This window comes from Neobacillus sp. 19 (assembly GCF_049463095.1).
In the GTDB taxonomy this organism is placed as follows: Bacteria; Bacillota; Bacilli; order Bacillales; family Cytobacillaceae; genus Neobacillus.
The window spans coordinates 41,416-57,934 of the sequence record NZ_JBMPZU010000062.1 but is presented as its reverse complement, the minus strand read 5'-3'; the positions used below and the strand labels follow the sequence as shown (position 1 = coordinate 57,934).

The following is a 16,519-nucleotide window of genomic DNA, read 5'->3' as shown; positions in this document are numbered from 1 at the left end:
TCGATATTACCCTTTAACAGATCCGCCATATATGCCGCTGATAAAATACTTTTGCAGTAACAGGAATAAGATTAATACCGGCACAATGCTGACAACCGTTCCCGCTAATACTTGGCCATAATAAACGACCTGGCCTGGAGCAACTAATTGGGATAATAGGACAGGTAACGTAGTACTTTCACGATCCTGTAAAATAATAAGCGGCCACAAATAATTGCCCCATTGTTGGATGAAGCTCAGAATACCTAAAGCAGCCAATGGCGGTAAGGATGTAGGCAAAATAATTTTATGAAAAATGGACATTTCACCAGCCCCATCAATTCTCGCTGCTTCTATCATTTCAGTCGGAATACTCATCATATTTTGCCTCATAAAGAAGACCCCAAAGGCATTCGCGAGCGCTGGTAAAATGACCGCCTGCGGCTGATCTTGCCAGCCAAACCCGATGATCATTTTGAACAAAGGAATTAATGTCACCTGGTGTGGCAGCATCATCGTAATTAATACGATAACGAACAGGATATTTTTCCCTTTAAACTCATACTTCGCAAAGGCATATCCTGCAATCGCACACAAATAAAGAGTCGCAATCGTAAAAATGACGGAGATAAGTAAACTATTCCCCAATGCCTGCCAAATAGGTGCAGAAGCTGCCAGTCCTGTTAAGTTATTCATAAACTCCCCGCTCGGTACTAGCTTGGGAGGACTTTGAAAAATGTCGCTATCTGATAGAGTTGAACCTACAAACATCCAATAAAACGGATACACAGAGGCGACACTGACCAGAATTAAAAATAGATATCCTGCTGATTTAGTTAAGAAGGATGATCCTTTCATTACATCTCTCCTCCTTTTGAAAGCTTGATTTGGAAGAAACTAATGATCCCAACGATAATGGTAATGATATACGCTGCGGCTGATGCATACCCAAATTGGAAGCTTTGAAATCCAAATTGATAAAGATACATAATAGGTGTATTGGTTGCATTGTTTGGTCCGCCCGCTGTTAAAAGGGAAGGCTCTGTAAATAATTGAATCGTTCCAATGGTAGAAAGAATTCCACAAAACAGCAGGATTGGTTTTAACATAGGAATGGTAATCTTAAAGAATTGGGTGAATTTGTTGGCTCCATCCACTTCTGCAGATTCGTACAACGAGTCATCAATTGTCGTGATTCCTGCCAGCAAAATAATCGTATTATAACCGGTCCATCTCCATGTCACCGCTAGTATAATTAACACTTTCGACCAGAACGGGTCACTAAACCAATGGATGGGATCAATATGAATGAGACTTAAAACGTAATTCATCATTCCGTATTGCTCATTAAAAATAAGGGTAAAGACAATGGAATAGGTGACTAAATCAATTAATACCGGCAAAAAGATACATAATCGAAAGATGGCCTTTCCCTTAATAAATTTTGAGTTTAATAGGACAGCTAATAATGTCCCTATAATGAGCATGATCGGTACTTGAACAATTAAAATGATAAAGACATTGGATAAGGATTTCCAAAATAATCCGTCCGTCAAGATGTTTTTAAAGTTTTCAAACCCAACCCATTCTGCACGGTTTCCTTGAGCAGAAGTGAAGGATAAATACAATGACTCAAAAATGGGATAGACCATGAATATGGCAAACACGATGAAAAACGGCGATAGAAATAGGTAGGGAGTTAATTTTTTGTGATTCCATTTTTTCTTTCTGGCAACAGAAGGCTTTGTCATTTGTTCTACAGCTGTTTCTCTCATTTTGGCACCTCCTATAAATAAGAGTAGGTGTTCAACAATCAAACACCTACCTTATTAGTTATTCTAATGATTTACTTTAAGCTTCGTAGATTTCGAAATAGATTCTGCAGCTGTTCCCATCATTTTCTTGACATCATTTCCTGCTAGCACACCATCAATCATATCTTTAAGCGGTTTCGTTGCGTCTAACATAATTGGACCATATTCCATATCTTTAATGGTTGTCGTTTGTTTCGCAAAGAAAGGATATAATTCCATTCCAAAATACTCATCTGTTGTATTAAATGCTTCACTTTCATAGAAAGGAGTATAGGAAGGGAAAAGTCCGTATTTCAGCATGATCTTTTGACCTTCATCTGTCGTTAACACATATTCAATAAACTTAAATGCTGCATCCGCATTTTTAGACTGCTTTGACACGGCTAAGATGGAGCCGCCTAAATTGGCTTGCGTATTTCCACCCTCTTCAAAAGCCGGAATCGGAACGATGCCCCATTTACCAGCTTGTTGTTCAACAGAATGGCTTAACGTACCTGCATACCATACAGGTAAAATAACACTGGCAGCCTTATCGTTTGTTAATGCTGGAATTCGTCCATTGCCATCGTGAACATTAATGGCAATACCCTCATCCTTCATTTTCTTTTGTAGTAAAAGTGCTTTTTCTGATTCCGGTGAAATCACATTAATTTTTCCATCTTTTACATAAGAACCGCCCAATTGATTTAAGAAGATTTCATAAAGATTAAAATCATCGGTATAGAGAGTCATCGCTGTTTCAGGAAAGGTTTCTTTTAATTTCTTACCCGCTTCAATATAATCGTCCCATGTTTTGATCGATTCAACATCAATGCCTGCTTTTTCAAATAAATCGATTCGATAATATAAAGCCGTTGGACCAACATCCCATGGCATAGCGTAAACTTTATTATCTTGTGTTACGCTTTTCCAAGAAGACTCTAAAAACGCATCCTTATATTTTTTCGTTTTGTCTGTTATATCCACAAATTGATCCGGAAACTTCTGAAGAAATGCCGGAAAATCCCTTGCTTGTGTTTGAATAATATCCGGAGCGCCTGTTCCTGCAGCTAAAGCCGGGGTAACTTTGGAATATCCAGTATCCGTATGCAGGACTTCCACTTTTATATCTGGATACTTTTTGTTAAATCCCTCAATTTGTTCTGTTAAAGCATCCGCAGCGGCATTCCAAGATGCCACCGTAATGGTAGCTTTTCCTTCAGTAGAACTAGCCTTTTCATCTTTTCCACTGCCACAGGCTGTCAAGAAAACAGATAGAACCAATAATAATGACAATAATACGGAGAACCTTTTCATTTTTTTCGCTCCCTTATATCAAATTTATGGTCACGTGACCACTCTGCAGAAAAAAATATGGCCACGTAACCACATTGCAGAAAAATAATATGGCCACGTAACCACATTATTTAATAAAATACCCTTTGAACGCATCTTTCATTGATTTATTCAATTAGATATTTCTTTCTGCTATGTTTTAAAAATAAAATAATTTGTAACCGTTGTCAACAAAAAATTAATGGATTAAATTTTTTACTGATTCTCTTTCCTTCAACAACACCTCAACTTCAATACTTTCTTCAATCGTATGTTCGTTCTGAATTTGATCCATCAGCTGCTGAACGAGCATTCTGCCAATTTCCCTTTTGGGAATATTCATCGTAGTTAACGTGGGTGTCACGATTTTCGCTAACTCAATATTATCCACGCCAATGACGGAAATATCGTCAGGAACCTTTTTCCCGCTTTCAATAATTGCCCTTATGGCCCCGGCTGCTAACAAATCATTAGACGCAGCGACAGCAGTAAAAGATTGCCCTTTATCCAATAACATCTTGATTGCTTCATACCCCGTCGTCAATTTATCTTCATACATTTCAATGAAGATTCGATAATAATCCTTAATGGGTAAGTGATGTTCCTTCATTGCCATTTCATAGCCCATGAATCTTGGATTACTGTTTTTCTCTTTATTATAATAATGGCCTAAAAAGAGAATTTCCTTATGTCCATTTGCGATCAAATAGTCTACAGATTGCCTCATGACTTTCTTTAAATCCACATATACATGGGGTATTTCTGCTTTACGAGGAATGTTTATTTTATCAATTCGATCCCAATAGATGGACAGTGGCATTTTTTTGATATTTTCGAGAAAATCTTTAATCATGATTAATTCCTGTGATGCCAGCAGAATCAAACCATCATAAGGGCCTTCTAAAACCTGCTTTAAATAATGATGTTTTTTCTTCGTAATATTATATAAAGATAATGAATAGCCGCATTCGATTGCCATATCCTCAATCCCCATAAACATTTCTGAAAAGAAGGAGTTGCTAATAGAAGGTGAGATACAAGCAATTTGTTTATAGGACTTCGTCCGTAAATTTTGTGCGGCCCGATTCGGTATGTAGTTCAGTTCGGCAATAGCAGCTTCTATTCGTTTTCTTGCCTCCAGGGCAACATACCCGTTATTATTGATGACGCGCGATACTGTTGATGGTGAGACTCCTGCCTTTAGAGCCACATCTTTTCTTGTAACCATACATACTCCCCTTTTTTAACTATATAACCGTTTTACTTTTATATTGTACCTTGTATTGTTGCCTTTATCTACTATCTAGAACCTTCCCCATTGCCTCTCCTTGATCTAATTCCAAATGAAAATTGCTATAATGAACATGAACGAAACTTTCCTTTTTTAAGAACCCAGTATAAGATAGGAATATATGTTCCTTTTTTCAATAAAAGAATGGATTTAGATATAAATCAAAAGGACTTTTGGAGCTGTAAAATGATAAATATACATAATCATTCAGACACTGCAGTTATTGTAGTTCATGAAATCTATGGAATTAACCACCATATGAAGCATATTTGCAAGTTATTATCAGAAAAGAATGTGGATGTCATATGTCCTAACTTATTAAATCAAGAAGAACCATTTGAGTATGTTCAAGAAGAAGTTGCTTATCAAAACTTTATAGAGAACGTAGGTTTTTTGAATGCCTCAGATAAAATTAAAAGGATAGTAGGAGAAATTAGGGACAACTATAAAAAAATATATATAGTTGGATTTAGTGTTGGGGCAACGATTGCCTGGTTATGCAGTGAGGAAAAAGGGCTTGATGGAATGGTTGGATATTATGGTTCACGAATTAGAAATTACGTAGAGATATGTCCTTTATGTCCTGTAATGCTATTCTTTCCAGAAAAAGAGCCCTCATTTAATGTGGATGAGTTAATTACGTATTTGGAAGAAAAGAATATCGAAATACATAAATGTAAGGGGCAACATGGATTTAGTGACCCATACTCCCAAAGATACAATGCGACTTCAGCAAAAGAAGCGTTTAATAAAACGGTTGATTTTTTCCAAAATACAGGTTCTCAATACTAAATATATTCCGCTGGAGATATGGAGATCATCCAAAAATCTAAATGGTAAGACGGTTCTTTCATGGCCTTTTCAACCGCATGTCCTTGTCGAAAAAATCCCGGCTGAACCGTCCCCATGGTTATAAAGTTCCCAACATACCGCCGTCAATATTAACGGATGTACCCGAAACATAAGAAGCAGCATCTGAAACAAGGAAGGTAATCACTTTCGCTGCTTCATCTGTGTTTCCAATCCGTCCTAGTGGAATTTGCCGTTCTTTATGTGAAAACTCCTCCCATGACAGTTCTGGGTTCTGATTTTTCCATCGTTTTTCAATCTGTTCACTTCGAATCAAACCAATGCATACGGTATTCACGCGAATATTGTCTGGGCCTAAATCTTTACTCATCGCTTTTGTTAACGCCATGCCCGCTGCTCTGCTGACTGAAGTAGGTAAGGATGATGCTGGAGGTGTCTTTCCAATGCCCGCTGTCACATTAATGATCGCGCCTCCGCCAACTTGTCGCATATGTGGCACGGCATAACGAGAACAATGAATGGCACCGAATAGCTTTAAATCAAGATCCTGCTGCCATAGCTCCGGACTGACTTTATCAAATGGATGGGCTTGAGAAGTACCAGCATTATTCACTAAAATATCCAGACGTCCATATTTTTCAACTGTAGCAGCAACTACCCTCTGGCAATCCTCCTCGTTTGTCACATCCGCTTCTACAACGAATACCTCTTTCCCTGATTGTTCGAGAATATACGCGGCTGCCTCTTCCAATCGATCTTGATTCCTTGCACAAATGGTTACCCCGGCACCTTCTTTTACTAAATAAAGAGCCGTTTCTAAGCCAATTCCTTTACTTGCACCGGTGATTAATGCGACTTTTCCTTGTAACCCTAATTCCATAGTCAACTTCCTTTCTGAAAAAAATAACACTCATTTCATAACCTGTGCTGTTTTCATTATTATATCTGTTATTCCCATTTCCATGTTGTTTCTTCTCTTTTATATGCCTGTTCGGTATCCAAAAATAGGTCTTAAGTCCAAAGAATGGTGTCGTAAGTTACCATTTTTTTAAAAAAGCCCTCATCACTTCTTTCCCTAGTGACTCACTCCGAACTAAAAAAAATTGTTTGCAATTATGTCGATTGGTGTTTTATATTGGAGATTATGATTTTTCCAACTAAAAAATTATGAAAAATCGTAATATTTTTTTCAATAGCAGGAGGAATCGCACATGCTGAAGATTTATCTGTACCCCTTGTTGGTCATTTTAGCTGCTAGTAGCTATGGGGTCGTTTCCACCATCATCAAACTGGCAATAGGCAGTGGCTTTACCGCCTCGGAAGCAGTAACTAGTCAATTTTTTGTCGGTTTTTGTATCGCTGTCGTCATTTTCTTGCTCACAAACCGCACAAAGTTAACCTTTAAAGGAGTTAAACTTTACATTGTAGCAGGTGTTTTAACAGGGCTAACCAATATTTTATATGGTCTTTGTTTGAACTATTTACCTGCATCTTTGGCCGTTGTCCTCCTGTTTCAATTTACGTGGATTGGCATCGTGATTTCTTGTATCACCAAACGCCAGCTTCCAAGCAAAATGGAATGTCTCTCTTTAATCATTTTGGTAGCGGGAACAATTCCAGCAGCTGGTTTGGTTAATGTTGATTTATCTAAAATCCCTTTTCAAGGGTGGTTATGGGGACTAGCTGCTGCTCTTAGTTATTCCCTATTTTTATTTGTAAATGGCAAGGCAACATCTAATATGAAAACCACTAACCGGTTAGTCATTGTTGCTTTCTTTGCTTTTATGATGTCGGCCGTCTTTCAATCTCCGGAAATCATCTGGAATGGAACGTTGTTTAACGATGGCCTTTGGGTGTATGGTCTGGCGCTGGGGTTATTTGGCCTGATCATTCCGGTGTTCTTATTTTCGATTGCTGTTCCGAAAGTTGGTTTAGGGATGACATCCATTTTGAGCGCGTTTGAATTACCTATCGCCGTGATGGTATCTGTCATCTTACTAAGCGAAACGGTGACTTCGCTGCAAATAGCAGGAATTGGGATCATTATTCTTGGTATGAGTTTACCTATCCTGTTAAATAAAAACAGTTTGGTCCGTAAAGAGAACATGTTACAACAACAAGTCACATCACATGACTGGTAAATTTAACAAAAAGATGAACCTATATTTTTAATAAAAATAGTCGATGAGCGCAGGTGAACACTGCGCTCATCTCCATTATGGGCAAAAAGTGACCGTAATCCTATCTCATCCTGGTTACAATTTTTCAAAAAAACACTATTGACAATGAAACGTGGAAGCGTATACTAAACTTATGTTTAATCCAAAAACATTTGTTTAAAAAGTGAGGTGTGAACATGACTGTTGATATGACTGAAAATGAGGAAGTAATTCTAGGGATGATTAAAGAACATCCATTTATTTCTCAACAGGAGTTAGCAGAAATGCTGGGAATATCGGGTTCATCCATTGCTGCGACTCTTTCCGGGCTCATCAAGAAAGAGCAAGTATTAGGTAAGGCATTTGTGTTAAACGAAACGACACCTATTATTTGCATCGGGGGAGCCAATGTAGATCGAAAATTCTATGCCAAACATGACATTATGAGTGAAACGTCCAATCCAGTGAAATCCTCTACTACAGTTGGCGGAGTAGCAAGGAATATTGCGGAAAACTTAGGAAGATTAGGTGAGGAAGTATCCCTCATTTCAGCAAGCGGGAAAGATTCCGAATGGAAAGAGATTTACGAGTTATCGTCACCTTTTATGAATTTAGAACATGTCGCACAATTTGAGCATTCGTCGACTGGTTCTTATACAGCCGTTTTAGACCAGAACGGAGATTTATCCGTTGCCTTAGCAGACATGGATGTGTATGAGCATATTACACCTGAGCTGTTGATCAAAAACAGTAACTTTCTTAGAAAAGCGAAATGTATCATCGTGGATTTGAATTGTCCACGGGAAACGATTGATTTTCTTTGTTCTTTCACATCAAAATATCACATTCCATTAATCATCATCCCAGTCTCATCTCCAAAAATGAACAGGCTGCCAAAATCGTTAAGCGCTGTGACCTGGCTCATTGTCAATAAAGATGAAACCGAAACATTTTTGAATACGAAAATCAATGATGACAACGATTGGGAAGATTCCGTTAAGCAGTGGTTATCATTAGGCGTGAAAAATGTTATTGTCACAAATGGAATTAAAGGCGTCATGGCAGGAGTTGAAAATGGCGAGATTCGTCATTACCCGGCGATTCATACACCAGTGGTTGCCGATGTAACAGGTGCCGGCGATTCATTTTGTTCAGGCGTGATTTATTCCTGGTTACAAAAGAAAGAATTTGATTACATTATTAAATCCGGTTTAGTCAATTCCCATAAAACGATTATGTCCAAGCATACAGTGAGACAAGAATTATCCCAAAAACAATTCGAATTAGATATGGAGGAATTTTAAATGAAAAACTATATTGAATTATCTGCAGAGGTACAACAAGCAAAAGCGGAAGGTAAAGCGATCGTTGCCTTAGAATCTACAATTATTTCACATGGTATGCCATATCCGCAAAACGTAAAAATGGCTCGTGAAGTAGAACAAATCGTGCGTGATAACGGAGCGGTTCCTGCGACCATCGCGATCATTGACGGAAAAATTAAAATCGGTTTAACAGACGACGAATTAGAGCTATTCGGTAAAAGTTCAGGTGTGGCAAAAGTATCAAGACGTGACCTTGCTTCCATCGTTGCATCAAAAAAACTAGGCGCAACAACGGTTGCATCTACAATGATCTGTGCTGACTTAGCAGACATCAAAATCTTCGTAACAGGCGGTATTGGCGGCGTTCATAAAGGTGCCGAAACGACAATGGATATTTCAGCTGACCTTGAAGAATTAGCACAAACAGACGTTGCCGTTATTTGTGCCGGCGCGAAATCCATCCTGGATTTAGGCCTTACACTAGAATACCTTGAAACAAAAGGCGTTCCAGTCATCGGTTATGAAACAGAAGTTCTGCCAGCATTCTACACAAGAAAAAGTGAACATAAATTAAACATCTCTACTGATTCCGTTGATGAAATTGCGGAAACATTAAAAACAAAATGGGAATTAACCCTAAAAGGCGGAGCGGTCATCGCCAACCCAATTCCTGAAGAATTTGCGATGGATGAAGACTACATCAACGGCATTATCGATCAAGCCATCAAAGAAGCAGAAGAAAACCATATTCACGGGAAAGACAGCACACCATTCTTACTCGGAAAAATTAAAGAATTAACAGACGGAAAAAGCCTTGATGCCAATATCGAATTAGTCAAACACAACGCAAAAGTCGGAACACAAATCGCGGTTAGCTTTAACAACTTAACGAAATAACAAGAAAAGCGGAAGCGCCCGTTTAGCGAAGTCTACTAGCCGCTTGGCGCTGCAGCTGGACAATTCTCGAATTCAAAATAGAACCTTGATCTCAACTTCTATAAAGTTCAAATTTTGACACTTTATAGAAGTTGTCTTTTTTACAAAAAATTGAAAGCGCCAACATCAAGAAGGAGTGGCATCACATGAATATTCTTTTCTTAATCACGGGAATTTTGTTTGCCGGTGTTATTGCTTTTTTATTCAGTAATGATCGGAAAAAAATAAAATATAAACGCATTTTCATTATGCTGGCAGTGCAAATCGTTTTAGTGTACTTCATGATGAATACGAGTATCGGTCTAATCGCGATTACCAAAGTGGGCGTATTTTTTGAAAACTTAATGAAAATTGCCGATGAGGGAATTCAATTTGTCTTTGGCGGAATGGTGAATAAGGGCGCGACTACGTTCTTCTTTGTAGCGTTATTGCCGCTTGTGTTCATGTCCGTGTTAATTGGAATCCTTAATTATATAAAAGTACTGCCATTCCTAGTTAAATACTTAGGTTTAGTGTTAAGTAAAATCACCGGAATGGGGAAACTAGAAAGCTATTTCGCTGTATCGACAGCTGCACTTGGACAACCAGAAGTGTTCTTAACGATAATCAAACAGATCCCGCTTTTATCCCCAAAAAGACTTTACACCATTTGCACGTCGGCAATGAGTGCCGTCAGTATGGCGATGGTCGGGGCGTACATGACGATGTTAGAGCCAAAATATGTGGTCACAGCGGTTGTGTTGAATATTTTTAGCGCCTTAATCATTGCGAATATCATTAATCCATACGATTTAGACGAAAATGAAGATTTAGTTCAAATTGAAGAACATGAAAGAGTCCCTTTCTTCCAAATGATTGGAGACAGCATCATGGATGGATTCAAGATTGTCATAACGGTTGCGGCGATGTTATTGGGATTTATCTCCTTAATGGCATTGATCAATGTGATTTTCATGGGCATTTTTGACGTTTCTTTCCAAACGGTTATTGGTTATGTTTTTGCACCAATTGCTTTCATAATGGGTGTTCCTTGGAGTGAAGCCGTGCAAGCAGGCGGCATTATGGCAACAAAACTAGTGACGAATGAATTTGTCGCCATGTTGAATTTTGGTGAAATCTCCAGCCATCTTTCGAGTAAAACCATTGCCATTGTCTCTGTTTATTTAGTTAGCTTTGCCAACTTTGGAACGGTGGGAATTGTGTCAGGTTCCATCAAATCCATCAGTGACAAACAAGGCGGTATCGTATCAAAGTATGCATTAAAACTATTATTAGGCGCAACACTAGCGTCCGTCATTTCAGGTACCATCATGGGCCTAGTCATTTAATAGTTTAATAGAAGAAACCACTTTTTTGCTAGTGCCGCCGGGGGGCGGTTTTTTGTTTTTTTTGGGGGGAATTGGAACGGTTGTTGAGATTTTAGAGGAACATGTAACGCTGTAGAAAGGCTACTTCAATGCGGCAGCTCAAAATCAGAAGAACAACTACGCAGAATGGTTCTACTTCTAGGTTCGGGCTGCAATTTCAGGCGAACATCTAAGTAGATTGGTTCTACTTCTAGATTCGGGCTGCAATTTCAGGCGAACATCTAAGTAGATTGGTTCTACTTCTAGATTCGGGCTGCGATTTCAGGCGAACATCAAAGTAGATTGGTTCTACTTCTAGATTCGGACTGCAATTTCAGGCGAACATCTAAGTAGATTGGTTCTACTTCTAGGTTCGGGCTGCAATTTCAGGCGAACATCTAAGTAGATTGGTTCTACTTCTAGGTTCGGACTGCAATTTCAGGCGAACATCTAAGTAGATTGGTTCTACTTCTAGATTCGGACTGCAATTTCAGGCGAACATCTAAGTAGATTGGTTCTACTTCTAGGTTCGGGCTGCAATTTCAGGCGAACATCTAAGTAGATTGGTTCTACTTCTAGGTTCGGACTGCAATTTCAGGCGAACATCTAAGTAGATTGGTTCTACTTCTAGGTTCGGGCTGCAATTTCAGGCGAACATCTAAGTAGATTGGTTCTACTTCTAGATTCGGGCTGCAATTATAGGCAAACATCTAAGTAGATTGGTTCTACTTCGATTTTTGGGCTTAAAAATCCAGGTAACCCCTACGTAGATCACTCCTACATTAGAATCTTGACTAAAATATTCGTGTGACACCTACGTAGACAACTCCTTCAACGAAGTTTAGACTTAATACCCACTCAACCATTGAAGCAGACAGGCCCTACTTCTATATTAAAAAAACACAGAGAGACTATGCTCTCTGTGTCACCTTTGTGCTGCACCGCTTTAAACCTTAGGTGAGCTGGCACCCCCCCCAATGTTCAATAAACCTCAAGGCGTGCCGGGCACCGCAGCTACTGCATGACCCCATTCTTATCAAAGTAATACCGTTTTCCATTAATCACATGCCAGCCCACGGCTTGTTTGCCTGAAGCTAAATAGTAGTACCAATATTTATTGTTTGGCCCTAAATTAATCCATTCCTTCGAGGCCATTTCACCGCTTGGTTTGAAATAATACTTGGTACCGCCTATGTATTGGATACCTGTTGCCATGCCGCCCCAATGGTTGAGATAGTACCACTTCCCGCCTAAATACACCCATCCTGTCGTCATGGCGCCGCTGCTGTTAAAATAGTACCAACTTTTCGCACTGGGTGGCGCTAAATAAAGTGTTTGATTTATGGAAAGAGATTTCCAGCCTGTGGCCATCACTCCCGTATTTCGATCAAAGTAATACCACTTGCCGCCGACCTGTTTCCAATCGATGGCTGCTGCACCGCTCGAATGGAGGAAATACCATTTACCGCTAATGTACTTCCAGCCACCGGAAGCCATGACACCATTTTTATCAAAAATATATAACTGACCGCCAATGTAATGAGAACCCGTTACCATATATCCTTCTTCAGTGTCTAAGTAATACCAATTCTTGTTCCAGTAAACCCAGCCTGTGACGAGCTGCCCGCCCGATTTGAAATAATACCAATCCCCTTCAATGAGCTGCCAGCCCGATTGCATTGCTCCATCATGATTAAAATAGTAGATATCTTCATTAATCATCGCAAACCCAGTGATCATCGTGCCATATTCATCGAAAAAATACCATTTGTGATTAATATACTGCCAGTCATACACGAGCACACCATTCGGTAAAAAATAATACCAGCCATCCTCGATATATTTCCAGCCAACCACCATTTCGCCCTTTTCATTCAGGTAGTATTCATGATCATCGACCAAAATCCACCCAGTCTCCATCACACCGGACTCATCAAAATAATAACGCTTCTGATTGATAGTAAACCAACCGGTTACAGGTTTTCCCGCTTCATTATAATAGTAACGCTCACCGTTAATATCTACCCAGCCCGCGGCTGCTTTTACCGTGAAATCCAGGTTACTAAAATCTCTCGTATTTCCTTCTTTATAATAGAAGCTATTATAAAAAAATTGATAGTTTGCATTGTATCGATCCGTTACCAGAATATGATCCAGCTTCCACGTTCCCGTCGCAAACGAATGATCAATCATAATCGAAGCCACTTGTGGATTAGAGGAATCGCTTAATCGAAACGTCCGTAACTCATTCTGTGGGGTGCGATAAACGGCTTCAATTTTGGTAGAGTCATATGTTCCTAAATGATTTAACCCTGTTGCCGAAATGTTTAATGTTGTACCAAACGAAACCTGATTCTTATCAATGCTCACAGATCCTAATTGTGGCTGATATCCAGCCGGATCGACATAAAAATTTCCTGCTCGTAAATCGATTGCCGCGGCATCACCCGGGAACAATTCAGCATTTTTAAAAGAATAATTGGACCCATTAAGATGAACGGTTATATCGCTAACTTTCCAATTCCCTTTTGCATGAAAGTCCTCTACTTTTAAGCGAGTAACATACTTTTTCGTTGCCTCATCATACTTCAAATAGGCTGCCCTTTCATAGGTCTGTCCATGATCATCCGCTCGTATCGTGAGGGAGACAGTAGAAGCAACCTCCTCCGAATCGATCCCTACATCTAAGCTGATGTTAATGGAATCGCCCACTTTGGCCTCCTTTGGACTAACTTGTAAATCCTTCACCACCACTCCCGCAGCAAGTGCATGGTTACTAGCAACATATGAACCTAGTAAAACAAACAATACAACAAATAAACTCCTAAACAGCCAACCAGAAACACGACTTCTCTCCACTTTTATCCCCCTAAAAATTTCAGATACCTTCATTATATATACATATGGAACAATCTGTCATTAGGAATAATCTATTTCTATCCCTAATCTGATTTGGGGAGTTCAATGGTGAAAAAGCTCTAGTAACTCTCGAATGAGATACAGGATCCACCGGTGCTTATCACCGTTCTATTAGCGGATAACTTGTTTCAATCAGCGCTTTTCACCGTTCTATCAGCGGATAACCTGTTTCAATCAGCGCTTTTCACCGTTCTATCAGCGGATAACCTGTTTCAATCAGCGCTTTTCACCGTTCTATCGGCGGATAACCCGATTCAATCAGCGCTTTTCACCGTTCTATCGGCGGATAACCTGTTTCAATCAGCGCTTTTCACCGTTCTATCAGCGGATAACCTGTTTCAATCAGCGCTTTTCACCGTTACTCCGCTTTAATGGAAACATCAAATATCCCAGTCTTTTTTTGCAAATAAAAAACCTCCAAACATAATGTTTTGGAAGTTGATTTGCTTAACGACTTTATCAAGGAATTTCATTAAAGTTAGAATACCTTTAGTTTTCCCTAATGTCGTTAAACCTTTGATACTATTAAGTTACTTAAAGTAAAAAATACGCGCCTTAGAGGATTCGAACCTCTGACCGTACGCTTAGAAGGCGTATGCTCTATCCAGCTGAGCTAAAGGCGCATTATATGAATGGCGGCAGAATTTGACCCTCGCGCCGGTTACCCGACCTACACCCTTAGCAGGGGTGCCTCTTCAACCTATTTAGTACTTCTCCCTAAAATAAAATGGCTCCGCAGGTAGGATTCGAACCTACGACCGATCGGTTAACAGCCGATTGCTCTACCACTGAGCTACTGCGGAACAATTAGAATATTTAGGATGATGGGCCTAAATGGACTTGAACCATCGACCTCACGCTTATCAGGCGTGCGCTCTAACCAGCTGAGCTATAGGCCCAAAGGTGGAGCGGGTGATGAGAATCGAACTCACAACATCAGCTTGGAAGGCTGAGGTTTTACCACTAAACTACACCCGCATAGAAAAGATTTGGAGGCAGCACCCGGATTTGAACCGGGGATAAAGGTTTTGCAGACCTCTGCCTTACCACTTGGCTATGCTGCCTCATTATTACTAATGGGGCGGCTGATGGGAATCGAACCCACGAATGTCGGAACCACAATCCGATGCGTTAACCACTTCGCCACAACCGCCATGATGGTGGAGGGGGACGGATTCGAACCGCCGAACCCTGAGGGAGCGGATTTACAGTCCGCCGCGTTTAGCCACTTCGCTACCCCTCCAAATAAAAAGATGGCTCAGGACGGAATCGAACCGCCGACACAAGGATTTTCAGTCCTTTGCTCTACCGACTGAGCTACTGAGCCAAAAAAATTATATTTCAACAGTAGATACCTACTGGAATAAAAATGGCGGTCCGGACGGGACTCGAACCCGCGACCTCCTGCGTGACAGGCAGGCATTCTAACCAACTGAACTACCGGACCATATTGCGGGGACAGGATTTGAACCTGCGACCTTCGGGTTATGAGCCCGACGAGCTACCAGACTGCTCCACCCCGCGATAATAATTAATAAAGTTTTGTGATTTAATGGCGGAGGAAGAGGGATTCGAACCCCCGCGCGGTTTAACCCGCCTGTCGGTTTTCAAGACCGATCCCTTCAGCCGGACTTGGGTATTCCTCCATTTTATATAAAATCACAAAATCATTTGGTAGCGGCGGAGGGGATCGAACCCCCGACCTTACGGGTATGAACCGTACGCTCTAGCCAGCTGAGCTACACCGCCGTTTTTAAAAAAATAATAACGCGCCCGAAAGGAGTCGAACCCATAACCTTCTGATCCGTAGTCAGACGCTCTATCCAATTGAGCTACGGGCGCATTTTTTTATGGTGCCGGCTAGAGGACTTGAACCCCCAACCTACTGATTACAAGTCAGTTGCTCTACCAATTGAGCTAAACCGGCATAATTTTGATAAAACATTGGTGTGTACACGCTTGCTTTGTTATCGTCGTCCCGACTTCAGAAAGCTTATTCAAGCAGCAGCTCCGTCGGTACGCTGAAGATTTTTCAAGGAAGCATATTCGGTCGTGCTCTACCAATTGAGCTAAACCGGCATAATTTTGAATAAATATTAATGTGTACACGCTTGTTTTGTAATCGTCGTCCCGACTTCAGAAAGCTTTTTCAAGCAGCAGCTCAGTCGGTACGCTGAAGATTTTTCAAAGAAGCATTTTCGGTCGTGCTCTACCAATTGAGCTAAACCGGCATAATTATTTATGGTGGAGGATGACGGGATCGAACCGCCGACCCTCTGCTTGTAAGGCAGATGCTCTCCCAGCTGAGCTAATCCTCCATATGGTGACCCCTACGGGATTCGAACCCGTGTTACCGCCGTGAAAGGGCGGTGTCTTAACCGCTTGACCAAGGGGCCAACTATAAAATAAGGCAAAATAATAGCCCCAATTAGGGGCTTAGCCTGGCAACGTCCTACTCTCACAGGGGCGCATGCCCCAACTACCATCGGCGCTGAGAAGCTTAACTTCCGTGTTCGGTATGGGAACGGGTGTGACCTTCTCGCCATTGTTACCAGACTATTTATTTGAGGTTTCATTCCCTCAAAACTAGATAATGCAGAAGAAGTTTTTTGTAAAAATGAGTTCA

The 16,519-nt window shown here is 40.4% G+C and carries 12 protein-coding genes, 16 tRNA genes and 1 rRNA gene; 6 read left to right on the top strand and 23 right to left on the bottom strand.

The window, feature by feature from the left end; all coding sequences use genetic code 11:
* Positions 1 to 6: 6 nt before the first annotated feature.
* The 4 genes from ACO1D1_RS20635 to ACO1D1_RS20620 all read right to left on the bottom strand — a co-directional run bounded on the left by ACO1D1_RS20635 (position 7) and on the right by ACO1D1_RS20620 (position 4,335).
* Positions 7 to 837 (bottom strand): carbohydrate ABC transporter permease, encoded by an 831-nt coding sequence (locus ACO1D1_RS20635; RefSeq protein ID WP_423336919.1) that lies wholly within the window; start codon positions 835 to 837, stop codon positions 7 to 9.
* Complete coding sequence (locus tag ACO1D1_RS20630) at positions 837 to 1,754, bottom strand: carbohydrate ABC transporter permease (protein WP_223820826.1); 918 nt, start codon at positions 1,752 to 1,754, stop codon at positions 837 to 839. Before ACO1D1_RS20630 ends, ACO1D1_RS20635 begins: the two co-directional genes overlap by 1 nt.
* A 63-nt stretch (positions 1,755 to 1,817) precedes the next feature.
* Positions 1,818 to 3,089 (bottom strand): ABC transporter substrate-binding protein, encoded by a 1,272-nt coding sequence (locus tag ACO1D1_RS20625; protein ID WP_423336918.1) that lies wholly within the window; start codon positions 3,087 to 3,089, stop codon positions 1,818 to 1,820.
* A 217-nt stretch (positions 3,090 to 3,306) separates the two neighbouring features.
* A complete protein-coding gene (locus ACO1D1_RS20620; protein ID WP_423336917.1) occupies positions 3,307 to 4,335 on the bottom strand; it encodes a LacI family DNA-binding transcriptional regulator in 1,029 nt (342 codons plus the stop codon).
* Between the two features lie 249 nt (positions 4,336 to 4,584).
* Between ACO1D1_RS20620 and ACO1D1_RS20615 the strand changes: the two genes are divergently transcribed.
* Complete coding sequence (locus tag ACO1D1_RS20615) at positions 4,585 to 5,190, top strand: dienelactone hydrolase family protein (protein ID WP_423336929.1); 606 nt, start codon at positions 4,585 to 4,587, stop codon at positions 5,188 to 5,190.
* Between the two features lie 118 nt (positions 5,191 to 5,308).
* Here the strand turns inward: ACO1D1_RS20615 and ACO1D1_RS20610 are convergent, their stop codons facing one another.
* Positions 5,309 to 6,088, bottom strand: a complete 780-nt coding sequence (locus tag ACO1D1_RS20610; RefSeq protein WP_423336916.1) for an SDR family NAD(P)-dependent oxidoreductase — start codon at positions 6,086 to 6,088, stop codon at positions 5,309 to 5,311.
* A 331-nt stretch (positions 6,089 to 6,419) separates the two neighbouring features.
* On the opposite strand from ACO1D1_RS20610, the gene ACO1D1_RS20605 reads away from it, so the two are divergent.
* From ACO1D1_RS20605 to ACO1D1_RS20590, 4 genes are all read left to right on the top strand, one after another.
* On the top strand, positions 6,420 to 7,349 hold the full coding sequence (locus tag ACO1D1_RS20605) for an EamA family transporter (RefSeq protein ID WP_423336915.1): 930 nt from the start codon (positions 6,420 to 6,422) through the stop codon (positions 7,347 to 7,349).
* Between the two features lie 227 nt (positions 7,350 to 7,576).
* Positions 7,577 to 8,671 carry a PfkB family carbohydrate kinase gene (locus ACO1D1_RS20600; protein ID WP_423336928.1) on the top strand — a complete coding sequence of 365 codons (1,095 nt, stop codon included), beginning with the start codon at positions 7,577 to 7,579 and terminating at the stop codon, positions 8,669 to 8,671.
* A complete protein-coding gene (locus ACO1D1_RS20595) occupies positions 8,672 to 9,589 on the top strand; it encodes a pseudouridine-5'-phosphate glycosidase (protein ID WP_423336914.1) in 918 nt (305 codons plus the stop codon).
* Positions 9,590 to 9,774: 185 nt separating this feature from the next.
* Positions 9,775 to 10,956 carry a NupC/NupG family nucleoside CNT transporter gene (locus ACO1D1_RS20590; RefSeq protein WP_423336913.1) on the top strand — a complete coding sequence of 394 codons (1,182 nt, stop codon included), beginning with the start codon at positions 9,775 to 9,777 and terminating at the stop codon, positions 10,954 to 10,956.
* Between the two features lie 1,032 nt (positions 10,957 to 11,988).
* On the opposite strand, the gene ACO1D1_RS20585 is transcribed toward ACO1D1_RS20590, so the two are convergent.
* Positions 11,989 to 13,833, bottom strand: a complete 1,845-nt coding sequence (locus ACO1D1_RS20585) for a hypothetical protein (RefSeq protein WP_423336912.1) — start codon at positions 13,831 to 13,833, stop codon at positions 11,989 to 11,991.
* 183 nt (positions 13,834 to 14,016) lie between these two features.
* Here ACO1D1_RS20585 and ACO1D1_RS20580 point away from each other — a divergent pair, with 183 nt between their 5' ends.
* On the top strand, positions 14,017 to 14,265 hold the full coding sequence (locus ACO1D1_RS20580; RefSeq protein WP_423336911.1) for a hypothetical protein: 249 nt from the start codon (positions 14,017 to 14,019) through the stop codon (positions 14,263 to 14,265).
* A 177-nt stretch (positions 14,266 to 14,442) separates the two neighbouring features.
* Here ACO1D1_RS20580 and ACO1D1_RS20575 read toward each other — a convergent pair.
* The 17 genes from ACO1D1_RS20575 to rrf all read right to left on the bottom strand — a co-directional run bounded on the left by ACO1D1_RS20575 (position 14,443) and on the right by rrf (position 16,449).
* Positions 14,443 to 14,516, bottom strand: a tRNA-Arg gene (locus ACO1D1_RS20575).
* 105 nt (positions 14,517 to 14,621) lie between these two features.
* Positions 14,622 to 14,696, bottom strand: a tRNA-Asn gene (locus ACO1D1_RS20570).
* 22 nt (positions 14,697 to 14,718) lie between these two features.
* Positions 14,719 to 14,792 (bottom strand) — tRNA-Ile (locus ACO1D1_RS20565).
* Between the two features lie 5 nt (positions 14,793 to 14,797).
* A tRNA-Gly gene (locus ACO1D1_RS20560) sits at positions 14,798 to 14,871 on the bottom strand.
* 12 nt (positions 14,872 to 14,883) lie between these two features.
* Positions 14,884 to 14,957: transfer RNA gene (locus ACO1D1_RS20555), tRNA-Cys, on the bottom strand.
* Between the two features lie 13 nt (positions 14,958 to 14,970).
* Positions 14,971 to 15,046, bottom strand: a tRNA-His gene (locus ACO1D1_RS20550).
* A gap of 5 nt (positions 15,047 to 15,051) precedes the next feature.
* A tRNA-Tyr gene (locus ACO1D1_RS20545) sits at positions 15,052 to 15,136 on the bottom strand.
* A gap of 11 nt (positions 15,137 to 15,147) precedes the next feature.
* A tRNA-Phe gene (locus ACO1D1_RS20540) sits at positions 15,148 to 15,220 on the bottom strand.
* Between the two features lie 43 nt (positions 15,221 to 15,263).
* Positions 15,264 to 15,340, bottom strand: a tRNA-Asp gene (locus ACO1D1_RS20535).
* 3 nt (positions 15,341 to 15,343) lie between these two features.
* Positions 15,344 to 15,417: transfer RNA gene (locus ACO1D1_RS20530), tRNA-Met, on the bottom strand.
* 29 nt (positions 15,418 to 15,446) lie between these two features.
* A tRNA-Ser gene (locus ACO1D1_RS20525) sits at positions 15,447 to 15,539 on the bottom strand.
* Positions 15,540 to 15,565: 26 nt separating this feature from the next.
* Positions 15,566 to 15,642, bottom strand: a tRNA-Met gene (locus ACO1D1_RS20520).
* A 19-nt stretch (positions 15,643 to 15,661) separates the two neighbouring features.
* Positions 15,662 to 15,735: transfer RNA gene (locus tag ACO1D1_RS20515), tRNA-Arg, on the bottom strand.
* A 9-nt stretch (positions 15,736 to 15,744) separates the two neighbouring features.
* Positions 15,745 to 15,820, bottom strand: a tRNA-Thr gene (locus ACO1D1_RS20510).
* 315 nt (positions 15,821 to 16,135) lie between these two features.
* A tRNA-Val gene (locus tag ACO1D1_RS20505) sits at positions 16,136 to 16,211 on the bottom strand.
* A 3-nt stretch (positions 16,212 to 16,214) separates the two neighbouring features.
* Positions 16,215 to 16,289 (bottom strand) — tRNA-Glu (locus ACO1D1_RS20500).
* A 43-nt stretch (positions 16,290 to 16,332) separates the two neighbouring features.
* Positions 16,333 to 16,449: ribosomal RNA gene (gene rrf / locus ACO1D1_RS20495) — 5S ribosomal RNA — on the bottom strand.
* Positions 16,450 to 16,519: the final 70 nt, after the last annotated feature.

Bases quoted from the DNA above. Each gene is read 5' to 3' on its own strand.
- ACO1D1_RS20635 (WP_423336919.1), bottom strand. From the start codon at position 837: ATGAAAGGATCATCCTTCTTAACTAAATCAGCAGGATATCTATTTTTA.
- ACO1D1_RS20600 (WP_423336928.1), top strand. From the start codon at position 7,577: ATGACTGAAAATGAGGAAGTAATTCTAGGGATGATTAAAGAACATCCA.
- ACO1D1_RS20625 (WP_423336918.1), bottom strand. From the start codon at position 3,089: ATGAAAAGGTTCTCCGTATTATTGTCATTATTATTGGTTCTATCTGTT.
- ACO1D1_RS20620 (WP_423336917.1), bottom strand. From the start codon at position 4,335: ATGGTTACAAGAAAAGATGTGGCTCTAAAGGCAGGAGTCTCACCATCA.
- ACO1D1_RS20630 (WP_223820826.1), bottom strand. From the start codon at position 1,754: ATGAGAGAAACAGCTGTAGAACAAATGACAAAGCCTTCTGTTGCCAGA.
- ACO1D1_RS20610 (WP_423336916.1), bottom strand. From the start codon at position 6,088: ATGGAATTAGGGTTACAAGGAAAAGTCGCATTAATCACCGGTGCAAGT.
- ACO1D1_RS20595 (WP_423336914.1), top strand. From the start codon at position 8,672: ATGAAAAACTATATTGAATTATCTGCAGAGGTACAACAAGCAAAAGCG.
- ACO1D1_RS20615 (WP_423336929.1), top strand. From the start codon at position 4,585: ATGATAAATATACATAATCATTCAGACACTGCAGTTATTGTAGTTCAT.
- ACO1D1_RS20605 (WP_423336915.1), top strand. From the start codon at position 6,420: ATGCTGAAGATTTATCTGTACCCCTTGTTGGTCATTTTAGCTGCTAGT.
- ACO1D1_RS20590 (WP_423336913.1), top strand. From the start codon at position 9,775: ATGAATATTCTTTTCTTAATCACGGGAATTTTGTTTGCCGGTGTTATT.